The sequence below is a fragment of the Priestia sp. J2 genome (assembly GCF_020790095.1).
GTDB classification, from domain to species: Bacteria; Bacillota; Bacilli; order Bacillales; family Bacillaceae_H; genus Priestia; species Priestia zanthoxyli.
Genome location: NZ_CP086208.1, coordinates 3,888,162 through 3,902,441, shown reverse-complemented (window position 1 = coordinate 3,902,441; position 14,280 = coordinate 3,888,162). Strand labels below are relative to the sequence as shown.

At 37.2% G+C, this 14,280-nt stretch carries 13 protein-coding genes and 1 riboswitch; of the genes, 8 read left to right on the top strand and 5 right to left on the bottom strand.

Going from position 1 to position 14,280, the window contains the following annotated elements; genetic code table 11:
- Positions 1 to 107: 107 nt before the first annotated feature.
- The 5 genes from LJY09_RS20235 (at position 108) to LJY09_RS20215 (ending at position 7,307) form a co-directional block, all read left to right on the top strand.
- Positions 108 to 515 (top strand): MerR family transcriptional regulator, encoded by a 408-nt coding sequence (locus LJY09_RS20235; protein ID WP_014458504.1) that lies wholly within the window; start codon positions 108 to 110, stop codon positions 513 to 515.
- An 83-nt stretch (positions 516 to 598) separates the two neighbouring features.
- Positions 599 to 1,933, top strand: coding sequence for a type I glutamate--ammonia ligase (gene glnA / locus LJY09_RS20230; RefSeq protein WP_013084732.1), 1,335 nt, complete (start codon positions 599 to 601; stop codon positions 1,931 to 1,933).
- Positions 1,934 to 2,855: 922 nt separating this feature from the next.
- Positions 2,856 to 3,896: an N-acetylmuramoyl-L-alanine amidase gene (locus LJY09_RS20225; RefSeq protein WP_028411373.1), complete on the top strand. Its 1,041-nt coding sequence runs from the start codon at positions 2,856 to 2,858 to the stop codon at positions 3,894 to 3,896.
- A 191-nt stretch (positions 3,897 to 4,087) separates the two neighbouring features.
- Positions 4,088 to 4,231, top strand: a riboswitch (cyclic di-AMP (ydaO/yuaA leader).
- 162 nt (positions 4,232 to 4,393) lie between these two features.
- Entirely contained in the window at positions 4,394 to 6,220 is a 1,827-nt protein-coding gene (locus LJY09_RS20220; RefSeq protein WP_028411372.1) for an APC family permease, read from the top strand.
- Between the two features lie 109 nt (positions 6,221 to 6,329).
- Entirely contained in the window at positions 6,330 to 7,307 is a 978-nt protein-coding gene (locus tag LJY09_RS20215; protein WP_028411371.1) for a cation diffusion facilitator family transporter, read from the top strand.
- 39 nt (positions 7,308 to 7,346) lie between these two features.
- Here LJY09_RS20215 and LJY09_RS20210 read toward each other — a convergent pair whose 3' ends face one another.
- Genes LJY09_RS20210 through LJY09_RS20200 form a run of 3 tightly spaced genes read right to left on the bottom strand, consistent with a single transcriptional unit; the run spans position 7,347 to position 10,239 of the window.
- Complete coding sequence (locus tag LJY09_RS20210; RefSeq protein WP_028411370.1) at positions 7,347 to 8,324, bottom strand: glycosyltransferase family 2 protein; 978 nt, start codon at positions 8,322 to 8,324, stop codon at positions 7,347 to 7,349.
- Positions 8,321 to 8,713, bottom strand: coding sequence for a GtrA family protein (locus LJY09_RS20205; protein WP_028411369.1), 393 nt, complete (start codon positions 8,711 to 8,713; stop codon positions 8,321 to 8,323). The genes LJY09_RS20210 and LJY09_RS20205 overlap by 4 nt, the downstream gene beginning before the upstream one ends.
- A 20-nt stretch (positions 8,714 to 8,733) precedes the next feature.
- Complete coding sequence (locus LJY09_RS20200; RefSeq protein WP_028411368.1) at positions 8,734 to 10,239, bottom strand: ArnT family glycosyltransferase; 1,506 nt, start codon at positions 10,237 to 10,239, stop codon at positions 8,734 to 8,736.
- A gap of 282 nt (positions 10,240 to 10,521) precedes the next feature.
- Here LJY09_RS20200 and LJY09_RS20195 point away from each other — a divergent pair, with 282 nt between their 5' ends.
- On the top strand, positions 10,522 to 10,722 hold the full coding sequence (locus tag LJY09_RS20195) for a hypothetical protein (protein WP_223546232.1): 201 nt from the start codon (positions 10,522 to 10,524) through the stop codon (positions 10,720 to 10,722).
- Between the two features lie 67 nt (positions 10,723 to 10,789).
- Here LJY09_RS20195 and LJY09_RS20190 read toward each other — a convergent pair whose 3' ends face one another.
- Complete coding sequence (locus tag LJY09_RS20190) at positions 10,790 to 12,235, bottom strand: magnesium transporter CorA family protein (protein WP_028411367.1); 1,446 nt, start codon at positions 12,233 to 12,235, stop codon at positions 10,790 to 10,792.
- A 209-nt stretch (positions 12,236 to 12,444) separates the two neighbouring features.
- On the bottom strand, positions 12,445 to 13,062 hold the full coding sequence (gene lexA / locus LJY09_RS20185) for a transcriptional repressor LexA (protein ID WP_013058778.1): 618 nt from the start codon (positions 13,060 to 13,062) through the stop codon (positions 12,445 to 12,447).
- Positions 13,063 to 13,208: 146 nt separating this feature from the next.
- Between lexA and yneA the strand changes: the two genes are divergently transcribed.
- Both yneA and LJY09_RS20175 read left to right on the top strand, forming a co-directional pair.
- On the top strand, positions 13,209 to 13,538 hold the full coding sequence (gene yneA / locus LJY09_RS20180) for a cell division suppressor protein YneA (protein WP_028411366.1): 330 nt from the start codon (positions 13,209 to 13,211) through the stop codon (positions 13,536 to 13,538).
- A gap of 53 nt (positions 13,539 to 13,591) precedes the next feature.
- Complete coding sequence (locus tag LJY09_RS20175; protein ID WP_028411365.1) at positions 13,592 to 14,260, top strand: YneB family resolvase-like protein; 669 nt, start codon at positions 13,592 to 13,594, stop codon at positions 14,258 to 14,260.
- Positions 14,261 to 14,280: the final 20 nt, after the last annotated feature.

The following is a 14,280-nucleotide window of genomic DNA, read 5'->3' as shown; positions in this document are numbered from 1 at the left end:
ATAGAAAAAATGTTCAGAAAAATTTATGTTAGAATTACTAACATTCGGTTGACAGGTGAACTAACATAGCATACAATGTAAATAGTTAATCCAAAGGAGGAACTGAAATGAGTGACAACATTCGAAGAAATACGCCACTTTTCCCGATTGGAATTGTGATGCAGTTAACTGAGTTGTCTGCTCGCCAAATTCGCTACTATGAAGAACATGAATTAGTTGCACCGGTAAGAACAGAGGGAAATCGACGACTATTCTCATTTAACGATGTTGATAAGCTGCTTGAAATCCGCGATCTAATCGAACAAGGTGTAAACTTAGCAGGTGTAAAACAGCTGTTTCATCTTCAAAAGGAGCAAAAAGGGCATAAGCAAGAAGAAAAAGTTGTGGCAGAAACAGCAAAGCCAGAATTAACGGACGATGAGTTGCGAAAAATGCTTCGTGCAGAACTTATGCAAGCAGGCCGTTTTAATCGAGCAACTTTAAATCAAGGAGATATGTCCAGGTTCTTTCATTAATAAAGTTATCAATATTTATGCCGTTCGTATATGAGGGGTATAGATTATAAATATTATATAGAGATTTAGGGGAGGATCACACGATGGCAAAGTACACAAAAGAAGATATTTTCCGCAAAGTTCAAGAAGAGAATGTAAAGTATATTCGTCTTCAGTTCACTGACATTTTAGGAACAATTAAAAACGTTGAAATTCCAGTAAGTCAATTAGAAAAAGCGTTAGACAACAAAATGATGTTTGACGGTTCTTCTATTGAAGGGTTTGTACGTATTGAAGAATCAGATATGTACCTATTCCCGGATATTGATACATTTGTTATTTTCCCTTGGACATCTGAAAAAGGTAAAGTAGCACGTTTTATTTGTGACATCTACAATGCAGATAGAACTCCGTTTGATGGCGATCCACGTAATAACTTAAAACGTGTGTTAAAAGAGATGGAAGAGTTAGGATTTACTGATTTTAACCTTGGACCTGAGCCAGAGTTCTTCTTATTCAAATTAGACGAAAAAGGCGAACCTACATTAGAATTAAATGATAAAGGTGGCTACTTCGACTTAGCGCCAACTGACCTTGGTGAAAACTGCCGTCGTGACATCGTATTAGAGCTTGAAGAAATGGGCTTTGAAATTGAAGCATCTCACCATGAGGTAGCTCCTGGACAACACGAGATCGACTTCAAATATGCTGCTGCATTAAAAGCTTGTGATGATATCCAAACGTTCAAACTTGTTGTAAAAACAATTGCACGTAAACATGGCTTACATGCTACATTTATGCCAAAACCATTATTTGGTGTGAACGGTTCAGGTATGCACTGTAACGTTTCGTTATTCAAAGATGGCCAAAACGCATTTTATGATGAGAACGGTAATCTAGAGCTAAGTGATACTGCTCGTCAATTTATCGCAGGTATCATCAAGCACGCACACAGCTTTACAGCAGTAACAAATCCTACTGTAAACTCTTATAAGCGTCTAGTACCTGGATATGAGGCTCCTTGTTATGTTGCATGGTCTGCTCGCAACCGTAGCCCATTAATCCGTATCCCAGCTTCTCGCGGCGTAGGAACTCGTGTTGAAGTACGTAGCGTAGACCCAGCTGCTAACCCATATTTAGCAATGGCTGTTCTATTAAAAGCTGGTTTAGATGGAATCAAGAACAATCTTGAAGCTCCAAAACCTATTGATCGTAATATCTATGTAATGACAAAAGAAGAGCGTGTTGAAGAAGGTATCGTAGATTTACCTGCAACATTAGCTCAAGCTTTAGATAGCTTCCAATCAAACGAAGTGATGGTTTCTGCATTAGGTGAACACTTAGCAGAGCACTTCGTTGAAGCGAAAGAAATCGAGTGGGATATGTTCCGTACACAAGTTCATCCTTGGGAACGTGACCAATACATGAGCCAATATTAATTTTTAAAAGTCGGAGAGATCGTTTGTACGTTCTCTCCGACTTTTTTGTTTTTCACAATGAATAAATAACATTCTACATACGTAAATTGAATAATATAGCTTGTTTATAAAAAAGCTGCCTGTCGTATAATTTACAGGGAGCTTTTTTATTGTTTTGTTACATACAAGAAAGAATTTGTTTACATGAATCAAAAAGGATGAGCTTTTTGTCTCATTGAATCTATAAGTAAAAGTAGTGTATAACAGATAGTGAGATTGTTTATGTGTTCACTCTGCACTGTATTTCAGTATAACTTCAGAGAGTTTTCAGCCAATCATAGTATCGTTAGAAAATACTGTTGGAGAGGAATGTAATAAAAATGAAAGAAGGAAATTTCTTTAAAGGTTTAGTGATAGGGATATTGATAAGCATTCCAATTTGGATTATTCTCATTGTTGTAGGCGTTCTGCTTTTTAAATAGGTCCTAACGTTATAAATAATAGACCCTCCTGATCTATTTAATCAACCAGAATAGAATCTGGACCAAAAGTATGTTAGGAGGAGGGAACCGCACGATGAATTGTGCGGATTTTTTTATTGGTAGGATGAACGTAGATTTCATCTATTTAGTTGCTTCTAGAAGTTGATTGGAGGGCAGGCGAAGACTCCTGGGGGAAAAGCGGAATAGGTGAGACTCCGCAGTAGCGAACGCGACGAGGAGGCTCACCAGCCCCCCCGCGGAAAGCGAAGCCTTGCACGGAATTCAACAGCGATGTAACAAGCCATCCATACTAGCGCATTTATCCCATTTGTTCGTTTTGAGTTTGAAGTGATTTCGTTATGTCTCAATCTCCTTTTTTAGTAATTTTTCACTAAGTAGGCTAGTATACGTAGCACTTTTTTCCCTCATGCATATGTTAACAATAAGGAGGGACAAGTAATATGAAAAAAATTTATCTTGATGCAGGACATGGTGGGGCAGATGCAGGAGCAGTTGGAGCGAATGGACTGTATGAAAAAAACTTAGTGTTAAAAATTCAACAATATTTAATAAGCTATTTAAATAGCACTTACAGTGACTTTACGATTAAAACCACCCGTACCACAGATACTTTTTTATCGTTATCTCAGCGCGCTTCTCAAGCTAATTCGTGGGGGGCAGATGCATTTATGTCTATTCACGTAAATGCCGGTGGAGGAACAGGATACGAAGATTATGTTTATAGAAGCGCTAGCAATGCTAGTAAAACGTTTCAATCGATTGTGCACGGGCAAGTACAGCCAACGCTGCTGTCGTATAATCATCCGAATCGTGGACGAAAATCGGCCAATTATGCGGTGCTTCGCTTAACAAATATGCCTGCAGTACTAACTGAAATAGCTTTTATTGATAGGAGCGCCGATGCAGCACTTCTTCAAAATGAAGCTTTTTTAAAAAGCATGGGTGAATCGTATGCAAAAGGAATTGCCGTATATTTAAATTTACCTCGTCGTGCAGTTCCAAATCCATCGCCATCTCCAACACCGACACCAAATCCATCACCTTCTGAACCAGGTGAAAAAACGTATACAATTAAGCAAGGAGATACGCTGTACAGTATTGCACAGAAGTACGGCATAACAGTACAGGAGCTTCAAGAAGCGAATACAGGGCTTTCTGATCCTTTAACACTACAGGTTGGAAAAACAATTGTTATTCCTTCAGGAACTTCACCAACACCTACTCCAACACCACCTTCTGAACAATATCCACTTCCCAATGGAATTTTAAAACAAGGCGATTCTGGAGAAGCAGTGAAACAGCTTCAAAGAGCATTAAACGCGGTTAGTTTTAAAGTAGGGTCAGTAGACGGAATATATGGAGTACAAACGAAAGATGCAGTCAGACGTTTTCAGCTTGTGTATCTTCCTTATGATGTAGATGGCATTTATGGTCCTCAAACGAAAAACAAGCTAGCAGCCGTTTTAAAAGCAAAAAGTTAAAGAAAGCAGGTCTTCTGTAAGCAGGCAGAAGGCCTTTTGTTTTCCCCTTAAAAGCGCCTTAAGTACTATTTTATCGTTTACGTAAAATAATGCTTTACAAACCATTTGTACGGGAGTATATTATCTAAGAACAAAGGATAGTTATGAAAGAAACATGTTATCGATCATACTCTTTAACCGAAAATTATATTGACCTGTTATCGCTTAATTCGTCAGAAGTGGGGGACCCAAATTTGTGCATTGTCACTTGGGGTGAATCCTTTTTTTTAAAAGGTAGGGCTACTCTCATAGCCCGAATCCGACAGCTAACCCCATAAGCGTTTTGGAGAGGAGGTTTAAGCTGTGTAAAAACGCTGAGAACCCTTAGTGTTTTTTTTGTGCGCTTTTTTAACATAAAAAGGTATTTTTTAGGGATAATATCACTTATTCATGAACTTGTAACGGAGCTTAGCAACGAACAGTGAATAGTAGCTAAGCAATCATCGGAGGGAAATTACGTGAACTATTCAGTTCTCAAGAGATTATTGATTGGAAAGCCGCTCAAAACAAAAGAGTTAGGCGATCAAAAGCTTAGTAAGCTTAAAGCGCTGGCTATTTTATCATCAGATGCCTTATCTTCAGTGGCTTATGGAACAGAACAGATTTTGATTGTCCTTGCAACAGTGGGCGTGCTTGCCTATTGGTATTCGATTCCAATTGCGATTGGGGTATTGGTGCTGCTGACGGCTTTAATTCTTTCATATCGTCAAATTATTTATGCGTATCCGCAAGGCGGAGGAGCTTATATTGTTTCGAAAACCAATTTAGGAGAAAATCCTGGACTTATCGCTGGGGGATCACTGTTAGTAGATTATATTTTAACAGTTGCCGTGAGTGTTTCAGCAGGAACCGATGCTTTAACTTCGGCTTTTCCAACGCTGCATCACTATAACGTAGTAATTGCGTGTTTGCTGGTGATTTTTATTACGGTTTTAAATTTACGAGGTGTAACAGAATCCGCTTCTGTCTTAGCTTATCCGGTTTATTTATTTGTTATTGCTCTTATTTTGTTAATAGCGGTGGGCTTCTTCAAAATAGTGACAGGTCAAGTTTCACCTGAGCTTCATACATCTCTCGGTACCGTGGTGCCAGGTATTAGTTTGTTTTTATTATTAAAAGCTTTTTCATCAGGCTGTTCGGCATTGACTGGTGTAGAAGCTATTTCAAATGCAGTGCCTAACTTTAAAGATCCAGGTGCAAAAAATGCTGTTCATACATTAATGCTGATGGGCGGTATTTTAGCCGTTTTATTTTCTGGCATCACGTTTTTAGCTTATTGGCTTGGCATTTCTCCAAAAGCAGATGAAACGGTTGTATCACAAATTGCATCGAGTGTATTTGGACGAAATGGATTTTATTATTTTATTCAAGGTACCACAGCTCTGATTTTAGTGCTAGCGGCGAATACAGGTTTTTCAGCTTTCCCTTTGCTTGCCGTAAACTTATCGTCTGATAAATACATGCCAAGAATGTTTCAAATTCGCGGCGATCGACTAGGCTATTCAAATGGAATTGTGACCCTTGGAATTGCTTCTATTGTCTTACTTGTCGCCTTTAAAGGAGCGACGGAACAATTAATTCCTCTTTATGCAGTTGGAGTGTTCATTCCATTTACGCTTTCTCAAACAGGCATGATTGTCAAATGGCTTAGAGAAAAGCCGGCCGGCTGGCAAGGAAAGCTAACCATTAACTTAATTGGTGCCCTCATTACCTTAACGGTGCTAATCATTTTGTTTACAACGAAGTTTTCACAAGTATGGTCCGTGCTCGTTTTCTTACCGGTTATCGTTTATATTTTTCATCGCATTCATACGCATTATGAAGCGGTAGGAGAGCAGCTTCGTATTAAGCAAGGAGAAAAGATTGGAAAGCTTGAAGGAAGTGTGGTCATTGTTCCTGTAGCAGGAATGACAAAGGTAGTGGAAAATTCATTGAACTATGCAAGAACGATTGGTGATACCGTTATTGCGGTGCACGTTGCTTTTGACCGAGAAAGCGAAAAGAGAATGGAAGAGAAGTGGGAAAAGTGGCAGCCTGATATTCGTATTGTTACGTTTCATTCTCAATACCGCAGTCTTGTGCGTCCGCTGTTTCGATTCATCGATATGGCTGAAGAAAAAGCCCGTGAAAATAATATGGCTATTACGGTTGTTATTCCGCAGTTCATCACGAAAAAAAGCTGGCAAAACATCCTTCATAATCAGTCCAGTCTGCTGTTAAAAGCACATTTGCTTTACCGTAAAAACGTAATCGTTACAACGGTACCTTATCGTTTTAAAAAATAATGAAACATGACTAAAAACCTCCAACTTATATGTTGGAGGTTTTTAATTTTTAAATTCACATACACTAACCATAATTGAATCTCATCAAAGGCACAAACGGAGGGATTGCATGAGTGAATTAATTAAGTTATTGCGAAAAGGAAATAAATCGGCCATGATGGCCGCTATAGTTAATACCATTATATCCATTATTAAAGGGATTGCTTTTGCTTTAACGGGAAATGTAGCGATGTTTGCTGAAACGATGCACAGCTTAGGGGACGCAGCAAATCAGTTCTTTGTTTTTATAGGTTCAGCATTAAGCAAAAAAGCTCCGACCAAACGATTTCCAAACGGATTTGGACGATTGGTTAATCTCGTTTTATTAGGGGCGGTTCTTGTAGTAGGAATTATGGCATTTGAAACGATTAAAGAAGGGTATCATCATATTCTTCATCCGACGAAGTCTTCAGGCTTTATTTTAAATATTGCAGTACTTGGCATCTCGGTATTACTTGAGATGTTTGTCCTCTTTAAGGCAATGAAAGAAATTTTGCACGATGTCGGAATGAATACTGCAGAGGTCAATGTTTTTACGCAAAGCTTTGTTCATCTAAAGAAAGCAAAGCCAGCAACTAAGCTTGTTTTTATGGAAGATCTGGTAGCTACTGGAGGAGGCGTATTGGCTTTAATCGCCGTTTTTATTTCGCGGTTTACGCCTTTTCATCAAGCTGAAGGAATTGCTTCTATGCTAATTGGTCTTATGATGTTTTTTGTAGTAGGACGAGTATTTTTAGATAACGCTGCCGGAGCGCTTGGTGAAGCAGATAAAGAAATGGAAATGAAAATTGGCGCCATTGTTATGCAAGATGTACAAGTGCGTGATATTCAAACGTTAATGGTGATGAAAGAAGGAGAAGAGCTTCACGTTGAATTAAAAGTAGAAATTGATCCTTCTTTAACAGTAGCAGAAGCGGATGATATTAAAGATCGTCTCGAAAATCGTATTTTACAGGAAAAAGGAATAACGGATGTCATTATTGAATTTGATGAAGATGATGGAATTCCTGACTGGGTGACAAGCGATTTACAGCTTCAAAAAGAATAAAAAACAAGGAAGAAAACAGTTGTTTTCTTCCTTGTTTTTTTAGCTATATACTTTTTCACGCACGTTTTGAGAATCTGTTGAAGCCGCAGAAAAGTTAATAGTTTCACGTACAACGTAAATAGGTCTATTTTTACTTTCATCGTAAATTCTTGCGATGTATTGTCCCACTAGACCTAAACCAAGTAGCTGAATACCGCTAAAGAAAGTGATAGCTACCATAATCGAAGTCCAGCCAGGCTGAATATTTTCACCTATCAGCCAAACAACAATCGAATAACTTAAAACGAGAAGTGATACAAAAACTGATAACAAGCCAATAACCATTACTAAACGTAAAGGTTTCGTTGAAAACCCAATAATTCCATCTGAAGCAAACTTGATCATCTTTTTTAAAGGATATTTTGTTTCACCAGCAAAACGCTCATCGCGCTCATATTCTACATATGTTTGCCTGAAGCCGATCCAAGACATCATTCCTCTTACGAAACGATTGCGTTCAGTCATTTTTTTGAATACGTCCGCAACTTTTCGGTCGATAATACGAAAATCTCCCGTGTCTTTTGGGATTTCAATATCGGACATATAATTTAAAAAGCGATAAAAATACTTAGCCGTTGTCAATTTAAAAAAGGTCTCTCCGCTTCGCTTCTTGCGCTTTGCGTATACAATTTCATAGCCTTGCTGCCATTTAGCAATTAATTCAGGAATCATTTCAGGCGGATCCTGTAAGTCAGCATCAATAATTACGATAGCATCACCTTGAGCATAGTCAATACCTGCTGTGACGGCAGTTTGGTGCCCGAAATTACGGGCAAAATCAATAATTTTTACGTTAGAATCCATAGCTGCTACGTCCTTTAAGATTTCAATTGTTCGGTCTGTACTGCCGTCATTGACGAAAATGAATTCATAGTTAATGTGATTTTCATGCATGACGGAAAGCAAGCGATTATAGCATTCATTAGCTACTTCTTCTTCAAAATACATAGGTACCACGATTGAAATTAGTTCTTTCATGCTTTACCTCCTATCGAGTGATTGTTTGTGTGCTTAAACGTCCATATTTTATTAAGAAAAAAATTAAAAAACATTCCTATACAAGTAGACAACAGTTGTCCAATTATCGGATTAGCAGGTGTATAGTGTACAAGAAGGAATAAGCAAGATGTATTAATTGCTAAAGTAATAAGGTTTACGATGAAAAATTGAGCTAACATCCATTTATGTACAGTTGCTTGAAACACCCAGGATTTGTTCCAATAGTAGCTGTTTATGACGCCAATGAAATAGGATAGTACGTTAGCCAATATATAATTCATATCAAAATGAATCAGTGCTAAGTAACTGATAATAGTGAGCAGGGTATTCATTATACCTACAAATCCGAATTTCAGGAATTTTATCACGGTTGCATAATCCCTTCCATTTAATTTATCTCTTCACATTTTGCCTGGGTCTTATTTTTAGTAAACCGTACTAGTAAATAAGATAGAATCACTGAAATACCAAACCCTTCGAGCAGCATAAAGCTTGGGAAAATAAAGAATCGATAGCGAGTTTGAATTTCAATAAGCAAGTGAATAAGAACGTATCCTATGATTAGTAATAAAAACAGTGTATACGGATATTTATCCTGCTTCTTCAGGAATAAACATATAAGTCCAATAATGGAAAGAATAGTAGTTGAAACGTAAATGATTCTTTCATAACTTTGAGCAGCACTAATTAATTTCTCTTTATTAAAAGGTACATCTTCTTGAGGAGTTAATGAAATACTCCAAAATGTAGATGCATCCGTTCCTCCCCACATATTCAGGAATTTAATGTGAAAGAGATCTAAAAGTTGCTCTTTATCTGCTACTCGCTCTTTAATTACTTCTTTTTCTGCTTCAGCTCGTTTTTCTCCAATTGGCATACCCATAAAACGACTAGCATCCTCTGAAGAATAAGAACCGCTTGTTTCATAATTAAAGCCAATAACGAATTTCCATAAAGGATCTCTGTTACTTAAAGGATATTTAGAAATACCGCTCGCTACAAAAGAGTAGTTGATCAGCGCATTTGCAATAAAAAAAGTAGCCAGTACGCCTACGAGGTTTTTTCCTATTTTCTTTCGACGAGTTTTTAACTCAGCAGCATCCTTCGCTTTAATGTAAGGTTGAAGAATTTGCAAGATGAAATAAATGAAAACAGCAACGATAATAATGGGTCCCAGAGGGCGCATTAAATTTCCTAACGACAATAGAAGACCAATATAAAGCCAGCTAAACTTGTTATGAGCAAATCTTTTTATAATAAGGTAAAAAGCTGCATAAAATAAAAAAGTAGCTAAATGCTGATTGGTTAACACTGAGCTGTAGAGAATATTCGGAATGTAGAACGCATATAGGAAAGCTGCCATTCTCCCAGCAAGTTCGTTAAATACTTTAGCGCCAATTAGATAAATAAAAATAACGGTTCCAGTAGAATAAAAAATATTTAACAATTTTAATGTAAAAATGCTATCTCCAAAACAGCGAATAACAATAGATTCATAGAATGAAAAGCCTAGCTGATATACCCATGTAGTGAAATAAACGCTTTGGTTAAATTCATAATTTCCTTTTGCGATATTACGTGCGGCATCTAACATGACAAGAAAGTCAGATTTTACAGGTGTTTGAACAGAAAGCATCCATGCTAATCGAACACCTAAGGTCAAAACAATCAGTGAAATAAAAAAAACAGTTTTGTTCATGTATCTACTTGCAATAGCTATTAGAAAAATGACAAGGAAAGTGATACATATTCCTTCAATAATAAATGAATTACTTAAAGCCAAGCCTTTTAAGTCCAATGAATTTGTCATCGCACTATAACTGCCCCATAGAGACCATGTAAGAATCATGACACATAAAAGAATCAGGCTTTTGGATAAAAATGAGTTAAGCATATTACCTCCTGCAAATTATTTCAAAGATAAGGTACAAAATTCCTACCCTATGATACCATATTTTATTATTTTGTATATATTTTTCTTATAGAGTATAATGTTAGATTGTTCTGAAATTACAACAGCGGCACAACGTGTAATAAAAGGTTCAGTGGAGTAGGCAGTGATTTAGTAATAGATAAAAGAGGTTGGGAAAAAAGGATTTTAGTCGAAGCGAAAAACGAACCATTAATCATCATGTTTGATTAGTGGTTCGTTTTTTATGGTGCACGTAGGTTTCATTTGTTTAGTTCTTTCCAGCAGTTGATTGGAGGGCAAGACGAAGACTCCTGCGGGAAAAGCGGAAGGGGTGAGACCCCGCAGGAGCGCAAGCGACGAGGAGGCTCACCGGCCGCCCGCGGAAAGCGAAGTCTTGCACGGAAATCAACTGCGATGTCACAAGCAATCCCTGCTAGCTTATTTATTTCATTTGTTTCCCTTTAGACTTGCTTGGTTTAGTTATGTCTCAATCTCTTCTTTTTTATAATGTATTTTCTGATGCGAACAGCTTTTATGTTTTAAATCGATCTTTTAATAAATTCCATAGGGAACTCACTCCGAGACTAATGCTGATCAGAATTCCTGATAAAGCTACTATTAAAGCGATATATTCAAAGATAGAAAACTGCTTCATACTATCCCAATTGATGTTTCCCTTTAGCTTGCTAATAACTAAATTCATTCCGTAAATACCGGAAAGAACGGTATAAATCGTTAAAATTAATAATAAGTAATTGTGACGCTTGGCCGCGATTTTCTCTTGATTTTGATACAAAGTACCAAGGGTTTCTTTGACTTCTTGATAAAGAGAATTGATGTGGAAGATTTTTTTAAAGAGCACAGAAAACTCTTGACCTTCCGTGCGAGAGCTAATTTCTAAAAATAAATATTTACCTGAAAATACAGTAATAGAGCGAATTAGTCGCTCGATGCCCTCTGAATTTTTATGAAACGTGAGCTGAGAATACTCATAGGATAGTTTTAGCAACACGATTTTATAGAAAAAATGCAAAAATAAATTATAGTAATGTTGGCCAAATAGATGATTCATCAAAAGCTGATCCGTTTTAGAGTCTGTCGATTTAGAAATACACGAAAACACATGGTCTGTTATAACGTAATAGGTTTCAGGAGCCCATCTGGAATACACGTGTTTGGTATTATACGTTTTAATATACTCATGGTTGTGTGCAGAGATAAACGGTTTCCCGTCAGGCGTATAGCTATTTAGCTGCCCAGTACGAAATAAAGTTGTGGAGTTAATCTCTTGCTCTTGATTTACCGTTACATAACTTAATACAAACATCCGTTCATCGATAAAATAAGGAAGACTCCCGACGTGCTGTTCACGCGTCGCTTCTTTTTTGATGTGTTCGTTCAAAAATGGCGCGAGCTGTGAAAAAATATAATCCTGTACTTTGCTATAGCGATGATGTTCATAGGTAATGGTGGATCCATGCTCTTCAGCAAGCTTCGGTTCTAATACACGAAAATGATTCATGAATTCTAAAATGTCATCATAGGTGTAATGATTATGACTCATCTCAGTGCGAATGGTCATGACGCCAATTTCAAAAGGACATAAAAAAACATCCACAGACAGCACGTTGCTAGACACGGTGGTGGAGGAAGTTTGTAGCGTAACGGTATGGTCTATTTTTTTTGAAAATCGAAGCAAGCCTTCTTTTTCGCACGAATCAGGAAATAGAATACATTCAATGTAAGGAAGAAAATATTGATCCAAGCTATCATGAGATACGTAATACTGTTCTCCGTAGTATTCTTTTTCTACATGTTTGTTTTGAATGGAAAAAAACTCAAACATATTTGCTTCTAGTGCATGAACAAGCTGCTCTTTATTTTTTCGATCAAAGGAAAAAGGAAAAAGAAACATGTTCATTGCTTTGGTAGGCATAATAGTTTGAAATGGTTCTGTTTTCCTTGGTGTATTGGTCATAAACTACATCCTTCTTATAGTCGGTTGTATTTTTTTTGAGAGTCGAAAAAATGCAGACAGAAAGTAAAAGGTAAAACAGGCTTTATAAAAACCGCTCTACCTGCCTGTAATGATTCGACGTATCATTTATAATATGCCAATTTTTTTAGAAAACAAACGTAAAAAACCAACTAACATCATGATTAGTTGGTTTTACATACAGTGTGTGATTAGTGAATCGTGCGATATACACCAGTGACTTTTCCTAAAATCGTTACGTGGCGAAGAATAATAGGCGCCATCGTTGAATTTTCAGGCTGTAAACGAACGAAATTTTCTTCTTTAAAGAAACGTTTTACCGTTGCTTCGTTGTCCTCGGTCATAGCGACCACAATATCTCCGTTATTAGCAGTTTGCTGCTGACGTACGATTACCATATCGCCATCTAGAATACCTGCTTCAATCATACTTTCTCCCATAATTTCAAGCATAAATACATGATCATCTGGAGAAACGAATTTATCTGGAAGAGGGAAATATTCTTCCACATTTTCAACGGCTGTTATAGGAAGACCTGCTGTTACTTTACCGATAACAGGAACATTAATGACATTGCTTTTAGGGATGTTTACTTCGTCTAGTTGAAGAACTTCGATTGCTCTTGGTTTTGTTGGATCTCTGCGAATTAACCCTTTACTTTCTAAACGAGCTAAATGCCCGTGTACAGTGGAGCTAGAGGCTAATCCCACCGCTTCCCCAATCTCACGAACAGAAGGCGGATAACCTTTTAATTTTACTTCGTGCTTAATAAAATCTAGTATGTCTTGTTGACGTTTTGATAGCTTCATATTTTTCACCTCGATTTTAGCTATTCTTTAGGTGAATTATACCACGTGATGTGTCAATATACAAACATAAGTTCGAAGAATTCCATTGACAGAAACAAATGTTCTCAATAAAATAAGAACATATATTCTGATAGGGGGATCATAATATGCACCAATTCTTACATTCTATGAAACATTACGCTATTTTTTTTGCAGTTATCGCTGCACTTACATATGTATTGACGCTGGTTTTAGGAGCGGATAAAGTAGATTTAGACAAATATTCAACGGTTACTATTACAAAAGGAGATACGCTTTGGGACTTGTCCAACAAGTATCATAATCACCATCATTTGACCACCAATGAATTTGTCAAATGGGTTGAAGACGTCAATGATCTAAACTCAGACACTGCCCAGTCTTTATCTCCTGGAGATAAATTATATATTCCTGTTTTAAAAAAAGAGTTACATAATCAAGTGGCAATTGAACAGTAGTGTGTAACGGCCGTTCCTGAATATTGTTAGAAGCCGAAAAGGTCGTGATAAAAGTGGACGCCATTATTTATTGCCGTGTAAGTACGGATAAAAAAACCCAAGAAACATCTTTACAGCGCCAGCAAGAAGAATTAAAAAAGCTTGCTGATCTTCACCATCTAAACGTAAAAAAAGTCGTAATGGAAAAAGCAAGCGGATATGACGTAGACAGAGAGGGTATATTGGATGTTCTTCATACAATGAAAGAAGAAAAAATATCTGTGCTGCTCATTCAAGACGAAACGCGATTAGGCAGAGGAAATGCCCGAATTGCGCTTCTTCATGCTTTTCATAAAGAAAATGCTACGATCTATACGATTAGTCATCAAGGTCAGCTTCAGCTTTCAGAATCTGATTCGATGGTGTTAGATATTATTAGCTTAGTGGAAGAGCATCAGCGGAAATTACATAACGCTAAAATTAAAAGAGGAATGAAAAGAGCCGTAGAAAACGGTTATCGTCCGCAGCAAAATTTAAAAAATCAAGGAGTTAACTCAGGAAGAGAAAAAAAAGAAGCGCCGATTGAAGAAATTGTCCGCCTTCGTCATAACGGCTTAACCTTTGCTGAAATTTCAGTTACGCTAAAAGGTTTTGGTTATAATATTTCAAAAGCAACGGTACATCGTCGCTATCAAGAGTATCAAGAGAGTGCTCAATCTCTTGATAAAACGAAAGAGATTTAGTAAGATGACTACATGTTGCC